This is a genomic window from Streptococcus hyointestinalis (assembly GCF_041225505.1).
Lineage (GTDB): Bacteria > Bacillota > Bacilli > Lactobacillales > Streptococcaceae > Streptococcus > Streptococcus hyointestinalis_B.
Genome location: NZ_JBCLSK010000002.1, coordinates 42,048 through 59,069 on the forward strand (window position 1 = coordinate 42,048; position 17,022 = coordinate 59,069).

17 protein-coding genes and 1 riboswitch are annotated in these 17,022 nt (G+C 43.5%); of the genes, 1 reads left to right on the plus strand and 16 read right to left on the minus strand.

The genetic code is table 11. The features are described 5' to 3' along the window. Positions 1-3: 3 nt before the first annotated feature. From AALA56_RS00925 to AALA56_RS00945, 5 genes are all read right to left on the minus strand, one after another. A complete protein-coding gene (locus AALA56_RS00925; RefSeq protein ID WP_369908338.1) occupies positions 4-660 on the minus strand; it encodes a DUF1803 domain-containing protein in 657 nt (218 codons plus the stop codon). 85 nt (positions 661-745) lie between these two features. Next, a complete protein-coding gene (locus AALA56_RS00930; RefSeq protein ID WP_115270689.1) occupies positions 746-1,681 on the minus strand; it encodes a manganese-dependent inorganic pyrophosphatase in 936 nt (311 codons plus the stop codon). 76 nt (positions 1,682-1,757) lie between these two features. Next, positions 1,758-2,504 (minus strand): DUF975 family protein, encoded by a 747-nt coding sequence (locus tag AALA56_RS00935; protein ID WP_369908339.1) that lies wholly within the window; start codon positions 2,502-2,504, stop codon positions 1,758-1,760. Between the two features lie 111 nt (positions 2,505-2,615). Beyond that, positions 2,616-3,404, minus strand: coding sequence for a pyruvate formate-lyase-activating protein (gene pflA, locus AALA56_RS00940; RefSeq protein WP_369908340.1), 789 nt, complete (start codon positions 3,402-3,404; stop codon positions 2,616-2,618). A 79-nt stretch (positions 3,405-3,483) separates the two neighbouring features. Continuing rightward, positions 3,484-4,818, minus strand: a complete 1,335-nt coding sequence (locus AALA56_RS00945; RefSeq protein ID WP_369908341.1) for a hemolysin family protein — start codon at positions 4,816-4,818, stop codon at positions 3,484-3,486. Positions 4,819-4,939: 121 nt separating this feature from the next. On the opposite strand from AALA56_RS00945, the gene AALA56_RS00950 reads away from it, so the two are divergent. After that, the gene (locus AALA56_RS00950) at positions 4,940-5,722 is read left to right on the plus strand and encodes an ABC transporter ATP-binding protein (protein WP_369908342.1); all 783 of its coding nucleotides are present in this window, start codon (positions 4,940-4,942) and stop codon (positions 5,720-5,722) included. A gap of 29 nt (positions 5,723-5,751) precedes the next feature. On the opposite strand, the gene AALA56_RS00955 is transcribed toward AALA56_RS00950, so the two are convergent. The 11 genes from AALA56_RS00955 to AALA56_RS01005 all read right to left on the minus strand — a co-directional run bounded on the left by AALA56_RS00955 (position 5,752) and on the right by AALA56_RS01005 (position 16,852). Next, positions 5,752-7,824, minus strand: a complete 2,073-nt coding sequence (locus AALA56_RS00955; protein WP_369908343.1) for a cation:proton antiporter — start codon at positions 7,822-7,824, stop codon at positions 5,752-5,754. A 24-nt stretch (positions 7,825-7,848) separates the two neighbouring features. Beyond that, positions 7,849-8,052, minus strand: coding sequence for a hypothetical protein (locus AALA56_RS00960; RefSeq protein WP_241154526.1), 204 nt, complete (start codon positions 8,050-8,052; stop codon positions 7,849-7,851). A 2-nt stretch (positions 8,053-8,054) separates the two neighbouring features. Beyond that, entirely contained in the window at positions 8,055-8,603 is a 549-nt protein-coding gene (locus AALA56_RS00965; protein WP_369908344.1) for a tRNA (mnm(5)s(2)U34)-methyltransferase, read from the minus strand. 20 nt (positions 8,604-8,623) lie between these two features. Next, positions 8,624-9,547 carry a TIGR01212 family radical SAM protein gene (locus AALA56_RS00970; protein ID WP_369908345.1) on the minus strand — a complete coding sequence of 308 codons (924 nt, stop codon included), beginning with the start codon at positions 9,545-9,547 and terminating at the stop codon, positions 8,624-8,626. A gap of 89 nt (positions 9,548-9,636) precedes the next feature. After that, the gene (locus tag AALA56_RS00975) at positions 9,637-10,287 is read right to left on the minus strand and encodes a phosphatase PAP2 family protein (RefSeq protein WP_369908346.1); all 651 of its coding nucleotides are present in this window, start codon (positions 10,285-10,287) and stop codon (positions 9,637-9,639) included. Next, positions 10,284-10,850 carry an ECF transporter S component gene (locus AALA56_RS00980; protein WP_369908398.1) on the minus strand — a complete coding sequence of 189 codons (567 nt, stop codon included), beginning with the start codon at positions 10,848-10,850 and terminating at the stop codon, positions 10,284-10,286. The genes AALA56_RS00975 and AALA56_RS00980 overlap by 4 nt, the downstream gene beginning before the upstream one ends. A gap of 70 nt (positions 10,851-10,920) precedes the next feature. Next, a riboswitch (FMN riboswitch) is annotated at positions 10,921-11,050 on the minus strand. A gap of 42 nt (positions 11,051-11,092) precedes the next feature. Next, positions 11,093-14,617: a GBS Bsp-like repeat-containing protein gene (locus tag AALA56_RS00985; protein ID WP_369908347.1), complete on the minus strand. Its 3,525-nt coding sequence runs from the start codon at positions 14,615-14,617 to the stop codon at positions 11,093-11,095. A 125-nt stretch (positions 14,618-14,742) separates the two neighbouring features. Beyond that, a complete protein-coding gene (locus tag AALA56_RS00990; protein ID WP_369908348.1) occupies positions 14,743-15,291 on the minus strand; it encodes a tRNA (cytidine(34)-2'-O)-methyltransferase in 549 nt (182 codons plus the stop codon). A gap of 192 nt (positions 15,292-15,483) precedes the next feature. Then, positions 15,484-15,633, minus strand: a complete 150-nt coding sequence (locus AALA56_RS00995; protein WP_369908349.1) for a hypothetical protein — start codon at positions 15,631-15,633, stop codon at positions 15,484-15,486. A gap of 204 nt (positions 15,634-15,837) precedes the next feature. Beyond that, positions 15,838-16,500, minus strand: coding sequence for a type 1 glutamine amidotransferase domain-containing protein (locus AALA56_RS01000; protein ID WP_369908399.1), 663 nt, complete (start codon positions 16,498-16,500; stop codon positions 15,838-15,840). Between the two features lie 16 nt (positions 16,501-16,516). After that, positions 16,517-16,852, minus strand: coding sequence for an ArsR/SmtB family transcription factor (locus AALA56_RS01005; protein ID WP_369908350.1), 336 nt, complete (start codon positions 16,850-16,852; stop codon positions 16,517-16,519). Positions 16,853-17,022: the final 170 nt, after the last annotated feature.

Consider the following 17,022-nt stretch of genomic DNA (forward strand, 5'->3'; position numbering starts at 1 on the left):
TTTTTATCCATAAGTCAACACTTCTAAGCTATCCTTGTCAATAGCAACACAAGACTGATAGGTCACCTCATCCACCTGTTTGATGTAGCCAAGTAAAACCAATGCCTGCACGAAAATATCAGGACGCTTTTGCTTGACCAGCTCTTTGCGAGTGAATTTTAAGAGGAAAGTGGTCATGTACTTGAGGGCGTACTCGGGATTGACATCACCGAGTAGGGCATAGAGTTCTTCTTGCTGTTTAGACAAGGCATAGCCATGCGCCAGCTTGTAAAAGAAATTGGACAGCGTCAAGCTATCTCGGTAAAAGTCTGTCCGCTCAAGAAGGACAAGACCGTTGGTCTGATTGGACAATTTAGTGGTGTAAGCTCGTTCTTGCAAGTCAGAAGCAATCTCGGACGTCGTCTCCACAAAAACCATCTCATCTAGCTGTGGCAACTTGCCTGTCTCTAGTGGCGAAAAAGCAAGCGCATAACGTTTATTGGCACGGGTAATGTAGCCAGCCTGCACGTAGGTTTCGATCGCTCTATCAATAGACTTAACATCTGGAAATGCCTTTTTTATCTGACGAAGGGTCACATCCTCATGAGCATACAAGTAGTTGACAAGGTCTGTAAAAAAAGCTTGCCCCGTCACTTTATCAGGGTTAATAACAATAATCATACCTTTCATTATAGCACTAGAGAGCCCCTTTTTCTATGGAAAATCACAAAAAGACTTTGAGTACACTCAAAGTCTTTTTAGCTGATTAAGCGTTGAAGCTTTCTGTCAATTGTGGGACAACTTGTTTCTTACGAGAGACAGCACCTGCTAGGAAAGCGTGGTTGTTTTCTAGGACAAAGTCAAAGGCTGCCTCAACCTTGTCTGTGTTGCTGCCTAGTGCCAAGATTTCAGAGTTTGAATTGATGATGTCTGTAATCATCAAGACAAAGTCTGAGTAGCCATTGTCCGCTTGTGCTTTTTGGATAGCGGCTTCAATCTCTGCTTGACGTTCCAACACTTCAGCGATATCAACAGTGTTGACCTGTGCGACACGCACTTGGTTGCCGTTAAGCTCAAACGTTTTAGCATCGATATCAATCAATTCTTCAGCAGATTTGCTGGCAAGATTTGTTCCTGCTTTAAGCATGGCAAGACCGTACTCTTCTAAGTTAACACCAGCGATAGCTGCCAATTCTTTTGCGACTTGGTGGTCTGTTTCGTGTGTTGTTGGAGATTTCAAAAGAAGCGTATCTGAAATCAAACCTGAAAGCATGAGACCTGCCAAAGCTTTAGGCACTTCGACGTTGCTTTCTTTGAACATGCGGTAAACAATAGATGACGCTGAACCAACTGGCTCTAAGCGCATGTAAAGTGGGCTAGCAGTTTCAAAGTTCGCCACACGGTGGTGGTCAACCACACCGTAAACAGTCAGGTCAGCAATATCAGAGATAGACTGTTGGAACTCATTGTGGTCTGTCAAGATAACAGTGTCCACGCCCTCTTCCTTAGCAGATGTGACCACTCGTGGCGCTTCTACACCAAAGTAGTCTAGCACAAAAGCTGTTTCTTCATTTGGTGTGCCAAGTGCGACTGCTTCTGTGTCTAAGCCGTAAGCTTCTTTTGCCAAGTAAGCAAAGGCAAGAGATGAACCAATCGCATCAGAATCTGGATTTTGATGACCAAAGACAAAAATTTTAGACATAGTTTTACCTCTTTATATCGTTTCCTTTATTGTAACAAAAATAAAGGCACTAAACAAGTTAGAGTGCCCTATTCTATTAGTCAATAACTGTAGCAGATTCACGCAAATCCTTGTGGTAAACAGATAGGGTCATATTGTAATATGGCACTAGCCAGATGAGCCCAATCCCAAAGCTAAGCGTTGCGAGGATAAGCCAACCAAGGAAACTCAATTGCAAGACAAAGTAGTCTAGTTTGTTGCCGTCCATGAGCTTACGACTTTCTGTGATAATTTCACCTGACGTCAACACATCACCTTTTTGTCTGTAGATATAAGCTGATTGTGAGTAAGCGAGGGTCTTAACAAAACTGATGATAGGTCCGATAACTGGAATCAGTCCCCACAGCCAAACATAGAGTACCTGCTTAAGAGATAGAACAAAAACTTTCCAAAAGTCCTTGGTGCTGAAATAACGAAAGGCCTTCGCAAAACCAGCGTCACTGGCATCTCCTGTCTTGACCCAGTCAAGGTCACTTGCTGCAATACCAATCGTCACGATATTTGTCGCAAACGAGATGAGGATAGAAAGAACAAATATAATAATGCCTAAAATAATCCCACCAAGAATGAGACCAATATCACCGACCCCTGTCGTGTCTGTGTAGGTATCTTGAAGCAACCCCAGACCAACCAAAGGTAACAAAACTGGGAAAATAGCCATCCACGACACAACACTAACCAATATGACGATAAGATAGGGAATGGTATTGAGACTAATCCCTGACCACCAATTGCCACGCAGCAAATCCTTAGCTTCTGCTTTTAAACTCTCTCTTTTTCTCATGATAAACTCCTTTCTCGATTTCTTTTAAAGTATTATACCATTATTGTACCAGCTTTACAATACATATGAGCTTTTTTTTCGCAAAAAAACCAGCATCATTTGCTGGTTGCCTTAGCCATGAATACGTTTGAGATAGTCTGTGTAGCGTTCTGTTTGCATAAGCTCTTTAGCATGTTTGACACGGGCTGGAGTTGGTGGCTTGACCTCCTCAAGCGGATAAGGAATACCAAGCTCACGCCATTTGAACTCACCCATAGTGTGGTAAGGCAGGATTTCAAACTTTTGTACATTTTTGAGGGTCGCTACAAACTCGCCTAGCTTTTCCAAGTCCTCATCAATGTCAGTCAGCCCTGGGACAAGCACATGACGAATCCAGACAGGCACTCCCTTGTCTGAGAGGTACCTCGCACACTCTAAGATATTTTTATTGGTGTGCTTAGTGACAAACTTGTGCTGCTCATCCCGGATTTCCTTAATGTCAAGCAGCACCAAATCCGTCACCTCAAGCAGACGGTCAAACACTTCCAGATATTCTGGCGTGTTTTTAAAAGGCATAGCACAAGTATCTAGCGTGCAATGAATACCTAATTTCTTAGCTTCTGTAAAGAGTGCTGTGACAAAATCAATCTGCAACAGCGCCTCGCCACCAGAGACCGTTATTCCTCCGTTATCACCCCAGAAGTGCTTGTAGCGAAGCGCTTCAGCTAGCACATCCTCAACCGTGCGTTCACGAGAATTGTTAGTCTCCATCGCCCAAGTATCAGGGTTGTGGCAATATTGGCAACGCATCTTACAGCCCTGCATAAAGACAATAAAGCGAATACCTGGACCATCAACAGAGCCAAAACTTTCTGTTGAGTGAATCATTCCTGTCACTTTTTTATAATCTATCGTTTCCATACTGGTAGTCGCCTCCTATGTAACCGTTTCATCTTATTCTTATTATATCACGTTCCATGAAAAAAAGACTAGATTTTGCCTAGTCTTTTTCTGTCTCGGGTTCTATATCAGTCATATAGAGTCTGAGTTTTGTCACACGACCGTCACGCACCTTATCGTTAGTTAACTCAAGGTGCTTGTCTTTACTATCAAGACTGTAGGTTTGCTTATCTTCTTGACTCGGGATACTGCCGACACCCGTTAGGTAAAAGCCAGCAATGGTATCCACATCATCACTCTCCAAGTCCGTCTCGAAGTAATCGTTAAACTCATTGAGCGTCATAGTACCTACGACAATATAAGTGTTGTCTGCGATTTCGTGGACAAACTGCTCGGACTTGTCCGTCTCGTCGTCAATCTCACCGACAATCTCCTCAAGCAAATCTTCAAGTGTCACAAGCCCTGCCATACCACCGTACTCATCCAGCAAAATCGCCATTTGATTTTGCGTCTTTCGCAACTCTCTTAGCAAATCATCGACAAAAATCGTCTCAGGAACAAACAGCGGTTCTTGCAAAATTTTACGCAGATTGAGCTTGTCAAATCCCTCTTCAAAGCCTGCCTTTAAGAGACGTTTGGTGTGTAAGACACCGATAACCTTGTCCTTATCATCATCATAAACAGGAATACGTGAGAAACTCTGACGCAGGATATCCTTGATATTGGTCTGTGTATCGTCATTGATATTGACCATAAAGGCATCGGTACGAGGCACCATGACCTCACGAGCCATCAACTCATCAAGCGAGAACACCCCTTGAAGCATCTCAATTTCCTCAGCGTCAAGTGTCTCCTCACTGTTTGTCAGCATGTATTCGATTTCATCACGTGTCATTTTCTCATCAGCGTCATCCAGCGTCATCGGTGTTATGCGACTGAGAAGATTGGTTGAGGCTGAGAGCAACCACACAAAAGGACGCATGATTAAGCCTAGTCCACTAATAACTGGGGCTGTGACAACAGCTAGGCTGTCTTTTAGATTAAGCGCAATACGCTTAGGGTACAATTCACCAAAAACGATAGACACATAGGTCAAAAAGACCAGTGACAAAACGCTTCCTGCTGTTTTTGCCCAAGCGTAACCACCAAACCAACCTGCAATTACCTCGCCCAGACTAGCCGACAAGCTAGCTCCAGAAAGCAAGCTGATAAAGGTGATACCAACTTGAATGGTTGATAAGAAATTGTTAGGATTATCAAGAACCTTGAGGAGGCGCTGGTATTTCTTGTCGCCTTCTTCTGCTTTTTGCTCGACACGAGAGCGGTTTAATGATACCAAGGACATCTCGGTCGCTGAGAAAAAGCCATTTAAAATGGTCAAGATAATCAGTAAAATAAATTGAAACAGCAGATTCTGACTGCTAGGGTCTTCCATGAAATCTTTTCTCCTAAAATGTAATACCTCCATTATACCACACTTTGCCCCTCTTATGCTATAATAAATACTGTAATATATGTCATCTATTAAGTTTAGGAAGTAAAGAGGAGAACAGATAATGGCAGTGATTTCACTTGAAAATGTCAGCTTGAAGCGACAAGGCAAGTTATTGCTCAACAATCTTAACTGGCAGGTAGAAAAGGGCGAGATGTGGGCGATTTTAGGGCTGAATGGCTCTGGCAAATCGACTCTACTCAAGATGATTATGGCAGAGTATTTTCCATCAAGTGGGAAGATGGAGATCTTAGGCTATCGCTTTGGGCAGGGTGATATCACTGGAGTGCGCACCAAGATTGGAGTGGTTGGCTCTTTTATCTCGGAGCGTATCGCAGGCAACATGCTCGCTGAAAAGGTCGTCCTAACCGGAAAATACAAGAGCAGTATCCTCTACAAGGCTTATGAAGAGAGGGACTTAGAGGAAGCTCGGCAAATGTTGATTGCACTTGGTGGCGAGCATTTGCTTGGGCGTATCTATGCTAGTCTCTCTCAAGGCGAGAAGCAATTGCTTTTAACCGCAAGGAGTCTCATGGAAAATCCAGATATGATTATCCTAGATGAAGCGACGACTGGGCTTGACCTTTTTGCGAGAGAAAAATTGCTCCATCAAGTCGAGCGTATCGCTGATTTGCCACACGCACCTACTGTGCTTTACGTGACTCACCACGCTGAGGAAATCACTGCTAAGATGACACACATCCTACTGCTACGTGAGGGAGCCATTGTCGCAAAAGGCAAAAAAGAAGACATCCTCACCCCACAAGTCCTAGCAGACTTTTACCAAAGCCCAGTTAAACTCATCCCGCTAGACGACACACGTTTTTTTATCCAGCCTGTGTTGTAGCGATATAAAAAGTGCCTGTTGGCACTTTTTTAATTATTCAACCGACTTCTCGTGTAGTTAAAGAGGTCATAGGAAAGGGTATTGACCGTTTCTTTTAGGGAGTAATTTTCAAGAGCATTGACTTCTTTACGCAGGGCTTTAGCGTATCTGCGGCTAATCAAGTCCTCCGCCTCATACTCGGCAATGACCTTACGCTCTAGATAGAAGCCACGTAACATCTCATCGACATTGTCTGGGACATTTCTCGTGATGACACGCTCGACAAAGGCTCCTGACTGGATGATTTGCGCTTCCTGCTTTCTGGAGTGAATCAGATAGCCGACAAGATCTGCACTGTAGACATCATCAAGATTTTGCAGCGCCTCTAAAACCAAGGCGGTATTAGCTTGATAGAGGGCAATCAAGTGCTGTCTATTTTCCTTGGTGATAGCTTGCTGGTTATTTCTCGCTCGCAAAAACTGACGAATGGTAGACCCTAAGGTCAAAATCTCATGCAAGATTTGCGGAAGCGCCCGCAAAAGAACCGCTAGGACATAGGTCAAGTTTGAGATGAAACCACGGTTAATCCGACGCTCCAAAAACTTGAGATAACCTTGATAGAGACGATACTCTTTCATATCAATGTCACCGTTTAAAAAGGCATTCTCAAGACCATCACTCTCAATTCCTAAAATCATGATGTTAATCAGAGCCAAGTCAGACTTAACCTCGTTAGACTCCTGATCTAGGATGAGATTTTCTAAGCGTTTATTGTAATTGTCAATCACGGCGTAGAGGGCAGTCCTGCTTTTATCCTCTTTGAGGTCTTGTTGCAACTGCCAAATCACGTCATTTAAAATCGCAATTTGCATGTAGTGGTCAGGACTATTGCTACTTGCGCTAGCAAGTCTTGGCAGAACGACGATACCAACTAAAAAACTCAAAAGAGTAACGCCCGCCACAATAAAGAGCAACATACTATGCTCAACTGTTGTCAAAGTCGGTAGCAGCAAGATAGTCGCAATTGATACCGTTCCCTTGACACCAGAAAAGGTCAAGACAAGAATGTCCTTGAGGTACTTTTTAAGCCCTTTTTTAAGATGACGGCTGCGATAAGCGTAAAACAGCCAAATCATCACAAAGCGAATGGCAAAGAGCAAAAGCGTCACCAGCACTATCACCCCTAAAATCAAGAGCGTGTTAATTTCTCGACTGAGAAGCACAGGTCTTGCAAACTTGGTCAACTCTGCTCCTAACATCAAAAAGACCACACCGTTGAGGAGAAAAGCTATCATGCCCCACATGACGCTTCCGACATTGTCAATCTGGGCATCTAAAAGGGTTATTTTCTTAAAACGGCTGGCTTGCGAGATACCAGCAATCACGACAGCAATGATACCAGAGCCGTGGATTTCCTCCGCTAAAAAGTAAGCAATAAAAGGCAGCGTCAACTCAAGCAGCATAACACCTGACACATCCGCCACATCCATACTATCTAAAATAGCTAAAAAGAGACGATTGACCAGTGCCACAATCAGCCCAACCAGAAGCCCGCCAAAAACAGACAACAAAAGTTTAAGGCTGGCATTTTGCAGGGAAAAGATACCCGTTGTAAGAGCAGTGATGGCGACCTGAAAAGATACCAAGCCACTAGCGTCATTGAGCAGACCTTCCCCTTTTAAGATATTTTGGACATGCTTTGGAAAGCGAAAACGCTTTGATAGCGAGTTAAAAGCAACTAAGTCCGTTGGTCCAAGCGCAGCCCCTACCGCCAAGCAGGCTGCCAAGGACACCCCAGCTGGCAATAGCTTATAGGTAGCAAAACCCAAGGTAAGGGTGCTAACAAAAACCACTGGAAAAATCAGATACAAAATAATCTTCCAATGCCTCAAAACATTAGTGATATCACTCTCTTCTCCCTCACGAAAAAGGAGCGGCGCAATGACAAAGGCTAGAAAGAGCTCACTATCTAGCGAGACAAAATGCTCTCCAAAAATCAAACACAAAAGCCCACCAAAGACAATCTGAATCAAAGGCAGAGGCACCTTTGGAAAGAGCCTGTTGATTAAGTTCGAGAGAATCAGTGCAAACAGAAAAACAATAATTAAAACAGCAACGTGCATCTCAACAAAATCTCCAACTCACTCCTAACGCTTATCCTCACACATTTTCGCATAAGCGCTCTTGTGGTCAGCGATTTTTTTATCCACTGCTGTGACGTCACAATGGGTCATTTTCTTTTGGCAACGCTCGATTTCAAGCGTCATCAATTTCTTTTTGATTTTCGCCATTTTCTTGGCTTCACGTGTTTTTTCAAATCCTGTTGTATTTAACCATTCCTTTAACATCATCTTTACCTCAATTTTTCAATCATAATCAAAAATGGCGGCGTATTCACCTGATTTAGCGGCTGATAGAGCATGGTGGCAAAGTCTTCTTGCGACAGATTTTCGACAAAGGCAAGCACTTCTTTTTTTTCAATAGCGCCGCCAGCATGCCCGTGATAGACCATCAAGGACACCCGACCACCCACCACTAAGCGCTCCAAAATCTTGGCTAGCGCCTCAAGCGTCGTGCTTGGTTTTGTGATAAGACTCTTATCTGCACTTGGCAAATAGCCCAGATTAAAAATAGCAGCTGTGATAGGCTCGTCTACATAGTGGTCAAGCGTCTCGTGTCCATCTAGGATGAGTTCAGCATTTGTCAGTCCCTGACTTTCTAGGAGCTGACTGGTTTTGTCAAGCGCCTGCTTTTGAATATCAAAAGCGTAGACTTTTCCTGCTTTCTTTGCTAAAAAGGCAGTGTCGTGACCATTTCCCATCGTCGCATCAACAACAATACTCTTCTTATCAATGACTTCTGCTAAAAAGTCATGAGAGAGGGTGATTGGACGTTTTATCATTGCTTTTCTCCAAACTTGTTCTAAACTAAGCGGCAGCCTTGATAGGCATCTCGGCGCTCCATTTCCTTATCGATAGCGTTCAAAACTTCCCATTTATTGAGACTCCACATAGGTCCTATGAGCATATCCCTAGACGCATCGCCAGTGATACGATGAATGATAATATCTTTTGGGATAATCTCCAACTGGTCGCAGATAATAGAGACATACTCTTCTTGGCTAAGCAATTGCAAGCGCCCCTCATGGTAATCCCGCTGCATGCGGGTGTTGGTCATCAAGTGCAAGAGATGGAGCTTGATACCGTTGATGTCGTTGTCAGTGACACAGCGACGGACATTCTCTAACATCATCTCGTGCGTCTCACCTGGCAGCCCATTGATAAGATGGGAGACAATCTCTACCTTTGGAGCTTGCCTGCGCAAACGCTCCACCGTTTCCTTGTAAAGATCATAAGAATGGGCACGATTGATAAGCTCCGAGGTCTTTTCATAAGTCGTCTGCAATCCCAACTCCACCGTCACATGTATGCGCTCACTTAGCTCTGATAGATAGGCAATAGTCTCGTCCGGCAGACAGTCTGGGCGTGTCCCGATGTTGATACCAACTACACCAGGTTCGTTGATAGCCTGCTCGTAGCGCTCACGGATAACCTCCACACGGTCGTGTGTGTTGGTAAAGTTTTGAAAATAGACCAGATATTTCTTGACCTCAGGCCACTTGCGGTGCATAAAGTCAATTTCCTTGTAAAATTGCTCACGAATGGGCGCTTCAGGGGCAACGATAGCGTCACCCGACCCTGATACTGTGCAAAAAGTACAGCCGCCGTGCGCTACCGTACCGTCTCGATTGGGACAGTCAAATCCAGCGTCAATCGGCACTTTGAAAATCTTTTCACCAAAAATTAAACGATAATAGTCATTTAGGGTGTTGTAACGTTTTTTCATGACTCTATTGTAACACAAATCATGAGATTTTCACCAAAATTGCTCTAAAAAAGAGACCAGAAGCGCTTGCTTCTGGTCTCTTCTTAAAATTACTTTTGTTTACCTTGAAAGCGCCACTTAAAGCGCAATTGGTCATAGTAAGGAAACACTAAGTTATGGATAGCATAGGCGAGTAAAAAGCCACCTAAGATATCGCTTGGATAATGCACGCCCAGATAAATCCGTGATAAGGCGATACAGAAAATCAAAAGCCCTAAAAGGATAGCCACCGTCCATTTGGCAGTCTGTGAGGACAAGCGTTGAAAGCAAATGACAAGGATACTTCCAATAATCAAAAAGGTCCCCGTAGCATGACCACTCGGAAATGAATTGCCACTCGCATAGACCAAGTGCGTAATGCTAGGTCTTGGGCGCTGGTAGATATACTTGAGCGACACGATACAAATACCCGCTAAAATGCTGTTTGTAGCGACGTAAATCGCCTCGGCATACCATTTTTTTAGCCATAAGACGATAACAGCAACAGCGGCAATGATAGCCTGGGTACTTGGATTTCCAATAACGGTTATGGTTTTAAAGAAAACCGTTAGAGGCTGTGGAAGGTCTCCTCTGATGGTACTTTGCACACTAGTATCAAATGGTCGTAAAGCTTCAGGATAAAATTTGACCACATAACCTAGCATGACAAAGAATAAAAAAGCAAAAGAGGCAATTACCCAATAGTGTTGTCTTTTTTTCATTTCAATTGATATCTTTCTATAAACGGTTTACAAGACGTATAGACGATATAAAAAACCAGAGCCAAGAGCACACCCTCAATGATATTAAAAGGGATGACCATGACTACAATGTAGCGACTAACCCCAATCGTTGCTGCGATGTCAAAATTAGCAAAGGTGGCATACAGTGGCACGGCATAAAAGAGATTTATCAATACCATAGCAACCGTCAAGATAAGCGTCCCTAATACAGTTGCTTTCAGATAGGCTGTAAGCACCATGTGTTTTTTCCAAATAAAGGCAAATGCCCACAGAAAAACAAATAAAGCCACCATATTCATCGGAAGCCCGATGTAGGTTTCCACCCCTTGATTATTGAGCACCAGTTTTAAAAGCGAGCGTAAAAAAAGAACGACTACGCTACTCTTAAAATCAAAAAGTGCCAAGGCTAAAAGCATGGGAATCACACTAAAGTCGAGCTTTAGAAAGTTTGCCCCCGGAATGAGGGGAAAACTCACATACATGAGCACAAACGATAGTGCAGAGAGTACCGCTAAAAGCGTCAAACGTCTTGTGTTTGTCATTGTCATAAAAAATTCCTCCAATTTTTACAAATTGAAAGAAGCCCAAAAGGTATGTGCGTACACAAAAAACCTTTGTCTTCTCCCATCCAGACTATACTGTCGGTCGTGGAATCTCACCACGTCAGCTTGCGCTCGCGGACTTCACTCATCATATAAGTGTCACCGCCGGTCGGGAATCACACCCTGCCCTGAAGACATTTCCATGATAACAAAAAAGCCCTGCAAATGCAAGGGCTTCATACTTAGATATCTGTAATCTTGATAAAGGTTGAAGGGAGACCAACACGGTCTTCTGAATACCAACTTTGTTCAGACCAGAGTTGAGAGATAGGGTACCAACCAGATAACATCGGTGTATAAGGGTCAGACACATAAGTCTTGCCATTATTGTAGCCTTTTAGGACAAGCTCATGGCTACCATTTCTGACAAAAATGTCATTTTGCACAGCTGCCATCACATGATATCCTTCTTGCAGAGCGGTTGCTACAGCAGAAAGACTTGGTAGCGGTGTTGCTGTATAGCCCCAGTGGTCAACGGCTTTTAGTATCCCTACAGCTCCTGTACCTGTCCATTGCTTGTTGAACTGGTCAGTGTTATTGTAGAGATAATCTGCCACAGTTGTTGGAAGGACTTCTTTTCCTGACAAGGAACTAAAGACCATAGCAAGACTTGTTGGCACACAGCCTGTTTTATCTAGATTAGACAAGCCATAAACCTTACTTGCCCATCTTGGATCACGTTGACGGTAGTAAGGAGTCTTATAATTAACTCGATCAACAGTAAAGGTATTCGCAACCAAGAAATTAGACTTGCCGTTTTCTACTTGATAGACATGGACATGATAAGTACCTGTATCAGCATGATCAGTGACGTTGATTCTTGTCACTGCTTGGCTATTTTGACGACTAGAGCTGTACCATTTCAAATCATCTTGTCCCTTGGCATCAGACCAAACGGCAAACAAAATATCTCCTGAACTTGGCACCGCTGTTGCTCTTAGCTCGTAATTGCCAGTACCTTTGTAGGTGGCAGTGACTGCCTTTGGAACTTCAAAGCGGTAAGTGCCTAGGCTAACGGCATAGGTTGTACCGTCCGTGAAGTCGGTGTAGACATGCACATAGTAATCATCACTATTGCCGGCATGATTTAAAATATCTATCGTTTGGCGGACTTGATTGTTACTGGCTGTTGGGGTGTACCACTTAAGGTCATCTTGACCTTTGTCAGCTGACCAAACGGCGATACGAGCGTCTTTAATCGTCTTGGTCTTGTCACTTCCTGCTACAACCACATCAAAAGTCGTCTTGTTCTTATCATAATTCACAACCTTGACTTCTGGTTTTTCGGGCTCTGGAACTTCAAAACGATAAGTGCCTAAGCTAACAGCATAGGTCGTACCGTCCGTGAAGTCGGTGTAGACATGGACATAGTAGTTATCGCTATTGCCGGCATGATTTTTGATGTCTATCGTTTGACGCACTTGATTGTTGCTGGCTGTTGGAGTGTACCACTGAAGATCATCCTGACCTTTGTCAGCTGACCAGACAGCGATGCGGGCGTCTTTAATCGTTTTAGTCTTGTCACTTCCTGTAACAACGACATCAAAGGTCGTCTTGTTCTTATCGTAGTTGACTACCTTGACTTCTGGTTTTTCGGGCTCTGGAACTTCAAAACGATAAGTGCCTAGGCTAACGGCATAGGTTGTACCGTCCGTGAAGTCGGTGTAGACATGCACATAGTAATCATCACTATTGCCGGCATGATTTAAAATATCTATCGTTTGGCGGACTTGATTGTTACTGGCTGTTGGAGTGTACCATTTAAGGTCATCTTGGCCTTTGTCGGCTGACCAAACGGCGATACGGGCGTCTTTAATCGTTTTAGTCTTGTCATTTCCTGTAACAATGACATCAAAGGTTGTCTTGTTCTTATCGTAGTTGACTACCTTGACTTCTGGTTTTGCGGGCTCTGGAATGTCAAAACGGTAAGTGCCTAGGCTAACAGCATAGGTTGTACCATCGGTAAAATCAGTGTAGACATGCACATAGTAATTGTCGCTATTGCCGGCATGATTTTTGATGTCTATCGTTTGACGCACTTGATTGTTGCTGGCTGTTATGGTGTACCACTTAAGGTCATCTTGGCCTTTATCGGCTGACCAAACGGCGATACGGGCGTCTTTAATCGTCTTGGTCTTATTACTTCCTGTAACAACGACATCAAAGGTTGTCTTGTTTTTATCGTAATTGACTACCTTGACTTCTGGATTAGCTGTAGGTGTTGTAGTCGTTGTGGATGGACGGTATTTATCGTAGTAAGCTAAAATACCTTTTGTCACACCTTCGGCTAATTTTTCTTGATAGGCAGCGGTGTTGATTTTGTTAAACTCTGCTTGGTTGGAAATAAAGCCTAGCTCTACTAAGACAGCTGGCGCTGTTGTCTCACGCACAACAGCAAAGGTCTCACGTTTGACTCCATTGTTTTTACTTCCCGTTTGAGCGATAACGTTTGCCTGAATAGCTTGCGCTAACTCGCTGCTGCGTTTGAGGCGCTCAGCATCGTTGTGGTAAGTTTGATTGATTCGAGATGGATATTCGCTATCATACTGATAATAGTAAGTCTCAACACCATTTGCGCTTTGAGCGCCGGCGTTAAAGTGCAAGCTGACAAAAATGTCTGCCTTGCTCTTGTTGGCACTAGCTGAGCGCTCTAAAAGTTCAACAGATGTGTCGGTATTACGGCTAGTCACGACAGTATAGCCTGCTGCTTCTAGTTTTACCTTGACACGGTTTTGAACGGCTAAGGTCAAGTTTTTCTCGTATTGTCCAAAGTAGGTTGCCCCTGGGTCATACCCACCATGACCAGCGTCAAGGTAAACAACTTTGTTGATGACATTATACTGACCTTGCGAAGCAGAACCAACCAATGCCTTGTCTGCTGGAACATCAAAATGATATGTGCCTAAGCTGACACCGTAGGTTGTACCGTCTGTGTAGTCCGTGTAGACATGCACATAGTAGTCATCGCTATTGCCTGCATGGTCTAAGATATTGATGGTTTGACGGATTTGGTTGTTGACAGCCACCGGTGTATACCATTTGAGATCATCCTGACCTTTGTCGGCTGACCAAACGGCGATACGAGCACCTTTGATCGCTTTAATGTTAGCGTTTCCCACAACGGCAACATCAAAAGTGGTCTTATCTTTGTCGTAGTTGATAACGCCAACTGCTGGATTGCTAGACTCTTCGTTACCTGCAGAAGCTTTTTCTTCTGCTACTGTGGCAGTTGCTGGTGCTATCCCTTCGGCAGCAGATCTTTGCATAGTCACACTTGTGTCAGCTGGTTTGACTACTTCTGATGTTTCTTGTGTAGTGACTGCTGTAGCGCTAGCAGCTTCAGAAGTGGCAACGCTCTCTGTGCTCGCTACACTACTAGCACTTTCGCTAGTAGCTGTTGTGCTAGCTAGCTCGCTCGTTGCTGCAACAACTGCTGTTTCTGACGTCTGGTCAACGACTTGACTAGCTGCTTCAGAAGAAGTTGACGTAACTGCGGTTGAAGTGTCAATTACCGTCTCTTGCGGACTTGCGACAACGGTCTCAGTGTTCGTTGTTTGTGGCTGCGTTGCTGTCACTTGGTCGGCTTGTACAGCACCAGAAAAGAAAACAACTGTCCCAAGCAAAGCCGATACGGCACCCAAAGTAGACACTTTGCGAATACCGAAACGTTGCTTACGAACAGTTCTGTGTTGATGTAATCTCTCCATACGTGAATAGTGCATCCTAAATATCCTCATTTCTATTTTCCTATATGTTTATGTTAGCATGATTTTAGGCATTTTTCAAGGAATTTTAAGATTTTTTAAGCTGGTAGACACGCAATTGTAATGTTTTATTTCAACTTGTCTTTTTCATAGACATGGCTCAACTCTAAATTGGAAAATGACTGCTGGCGCAGCGCTTCATAGACAATCATGCAGGCAGTGTTTGAGAGGTTGAGGCTTCTGACGTGCTGGTCATTCATAGGGATACGCAGAGCCTTGTCAGCATGTTGGCGCATAAACTCCTCTGGCAACCCCTTATCCTCACGCCCAAACAAAAAGTAGTGGGCACAGCCGTCGTTATAATTTTCCTCAGAATAAACACGACTAGCAAACTTACTAATCAAGTGGAGTTTGCCATCACAAGCCTCTAAAAACTCCTCTAAACTATCGTAAAACGTCACATCAAGCTTATCCCAATAATCAAGCCCAGCACGCTTCATTTTCTTGTCATCAATGGGAAAACCCATAGGGCGAATGATATGAAGGGGGCTGTTGGTCGCAGCGCAGGTACGGGCGATGTTACCAGTATTAGCTGGAATCTGTGGTTCAAATAAAACGATGTGGTTAGAACTGCTGTCACTGCGGTGGTTTTGCTGGCTGATTGCTTCGATATTCATGCTGGTCCTCTCTTAAACATAATAAAAACCACATTGCCCGGAGTCAAGCTCAGCAAACAATGTGGTTGTGGTTGCTCGCTACCTTAAATCATAACAGGTTTGATTTAAAACAACGAATCGTTATCATTATTATAACACTTATGGACTGTCTGTCAATAGCTTTTTGAGGATTTTTTAGGCGAGATATGATTTTTATCTTTGTTTATCCCCATAAGTCAAAATCCCATCAATGACAAAACCGTAGCTTAAACTCATGAAGTTAACTGCAAGAGTTAAGACCCAGCCGTAGCCCATCATATAATCAAAATAAGTCACGCAAAGTCCGATAACAAAAGCAATCATAGGTCCTCTTAGATACCACTTACCCTCTAAAGCTATGTGACCTAACGCAACAGCAAGACCTAATCCCATACGATTAAGCATCAAAAAGAAAAGATTGTCCAGTGTGAACGGTACTTGTAAAAAGAAGATAGCAGACCACCAGCAAAAAACGACGCAGATAAGTCCTAATAATAGCCCTACTCCTATTGTTGTTCCTTTTTCATGTTAGTTTTCCTCCAATGCTTTAACTAATAAATCAGCGACACCTGCTGGTGACTGTGGGTTTTGCCCTGTAATCAAGCGTCCATCACGCACAGCGTGGCTTGAGAAAAAACGACGCTTCGTAAACTGTGCACCCTGGCTTTTGAGCGCTGTTTCGGTCAAAAAAGGCACAAACTTGGTCGTTCGATTGAGAGTTTCCTCGGTATTGGTAAAGCCAGTCACATGACGTCCTTTGATGAGTTGTTCTCCATTTTCAGCTTTGAGATTGAGAAGTCCTACCACACCATGACACACGGCTGTGACGTAACCGCCATTTTGGTAAATGCTCTCTGCAATTTTTTGAAGGGCTTGATTATCTGGAAAATCCCACATGACACCATGCCCACCTGTGTAGTAAATCGCCACATACTGGCTTGGATCAATCGTATCAACAGACAAGCTAGTAGCTAGAGCTCTCTGTCTAAAGTCTTCATCATGATATAAAGCCCAGTCCGTCTCATCTGCAAAACGCAGGCTGTGGGGGTCAAGAGGCACATAGCCACCCTTTGGACTAGCAAAATCAACGTCGTAGCCTGCACGGTGAATCTTGTCATAAAAATGAGTCAGCTCACTCAACCAAAGACCTGTTGCACGGTTTGTTGTAGCGCATTTTTCAACATTTGTCATCACAATTAAAATCTTTTTATTGCTCACGGTTTTCCTCCAAAATGACTTGCTTGACCAACTTAATCAACTCCTCCAATTGAGAAAGTGACGTCAGGTCAGAGTCTAAAAAATAGTAATTCTTCGTTCCCTCACGGCGTAGCCCGATGATGCCCGCCTCTTTTAAAATACCCAAGTGATGAGATACGGCTGGTCGTGATAAATGAGTGTGCGCCGTAATCTCGCCCACTCGCACACCATGGCAGTCCAGCCTTAGCATAGTCATCACGATGTGTAACCTAGTCTCATTGCCCATAGCGAGTAGACTGGGCTTGCTTTTTTCAAATAAATCAGCAAGTTTTAACAGTTTTTCCATATCGCTTTATCTTTCGTTTATTTTTTTGAACGAATATAAGTTTAACATAGTCATTTCTCAAAAACAAGAAAAAGAACCATTGGGAAAGAAAATCTTTCCCAATAGCTTTAAGTTATTTTTTAGATTTATTACAAAACGTAAACAGTTCCATGTATTTTATATCTTTTTGC

What these genes read in the sequence shown, in the direction of transcription:
- AALA56_RS00990 (WP_369908348.1), bottom strand. Translation starts at nt 15,291, where the DNA reads ATGAATATCGAAGCAATCAGCCAGCAAAACCACCGCAGTGACAGCAGT.
- AALA56_RS00995 (WP_369908349.1), bottom strand. Translation starts at nt 15,633, where the DNA reads ATGATTGCTTTTGTTATCGGACTTTGCGTGACTTATTTTGATTATATG.
- AALA56_RS00985 (WP_369908347.1), bottom strand. Translation starts at nt 14,617, where the DNA reads ATGGAGAGATTACATCAACACAGAACTGTTCGTAAGCAACGTTTCGGT.
- AALA56_RS00950 (WP_369908342.1), top strand. Translation starts at nt 4,940, where the DNA reads ATGGCAGTGATTTCACTTGAAAATGTCAGCTTGAAGCGACAAGGCAAG.
- AALA56_RS00975 (WP_369908346.1), bottom strand. Translation starts at nt 10,287, where the DNA reads ATGAAAAAAAGACAACACTATTGGGTAATTGCCTCTTTTGCTTTTTTA.
- AALA56_RS00930 (WP_115270689.1), bottom strand. Translation starts at nt 1,681, where the DNA reads ATGTCTAAAATTTTTGTCTTTGGTCATCAAAATCCAGATTCTGATGCG.
- AALA56_RS00945 (WP_369908341.1), bottom strand. Translation starts at nt 4,818, where the DNA reads ATGGAAGACCCTAGCAGTCAGAATCTGCTGTTTCAATTTATTTTACTG.
- AALA56_RS00955 (WP_369908343.1), bottom strand. Translation starts at nt 7,824, where the DNA reads ATGCACGTTGCTGTTTTAATTATTGTTTTTCTGTTTGCACTGATTCTC.
- AALA56_RS01005 (WP_369908350.1), bottom strand. Translation starts at nt 16,852, where the DNA reads ATGGAAAAACTGTTAAAACTTGCTGATTTATTTGAAAAAAGCAAGCCC.
- AALA56_RS00965 (WP_369908344.1), bottom strand. Translation starts at nt 8,603, where the DNA reads ATGATAAAACGTCCAATCACCCTCTCTCATGACTTTTTAGCAGAAGTC.
- AALA56_RS01000 (WP_369908399.1), bottom strand. Translation starts at nt 16,500, where the DNA reads ATGACAAATGTTGAAAAATGCGCTACAACAAACCGTGCAACAGGTCTT.
- AALA56_RS00935 (WP_369908339.1), bottom strand. Translation starts at nt 2,504, where the DNA reads ATGAGAAAAAGAGAGAGTTTAAAAGCAGAAGCTAAGGATTTGCTGCGT.
- pflA (WP_369908340.1), bottom strand. Translation starts at nt 3,404, where the DNA reads ATGGAAACGATAGATTATAAAAAAGTGACAGGAATGATTCACTCAACA.
- AALA56_RS00970 (WP_369908345.1), bottom strand. Translation starts at nt 9,547, where the DNA reads ATGAAAAAACGTTACAACACCCTAAATGACTATTATCGTTTAATTTTT.
- AALA56_RS00925 (WP_369908338.1), bottom strand. Translation starts at nt 660, where the DNA reads ATGATTATTGTTATTAACCCTGATAAAGTGACGGGGCAAGCTTTTTTT.
- AALA56_RS00980 (WP_369908398.1), bottom strand. Translation starts at nt 10,850, where the DNA reads ATGACAAACACAAGACGTTTGACGCTTTTAGCGGTACTCTCTGCACTA.
- AALA56_RS00960 (WP_241154526.1), bottom strand. Translation starts at nt 8,052, where the DNA reads ATGATGTTAAAGGAATGGTTAAATACAACAGGATTTGAAAAAACACGT.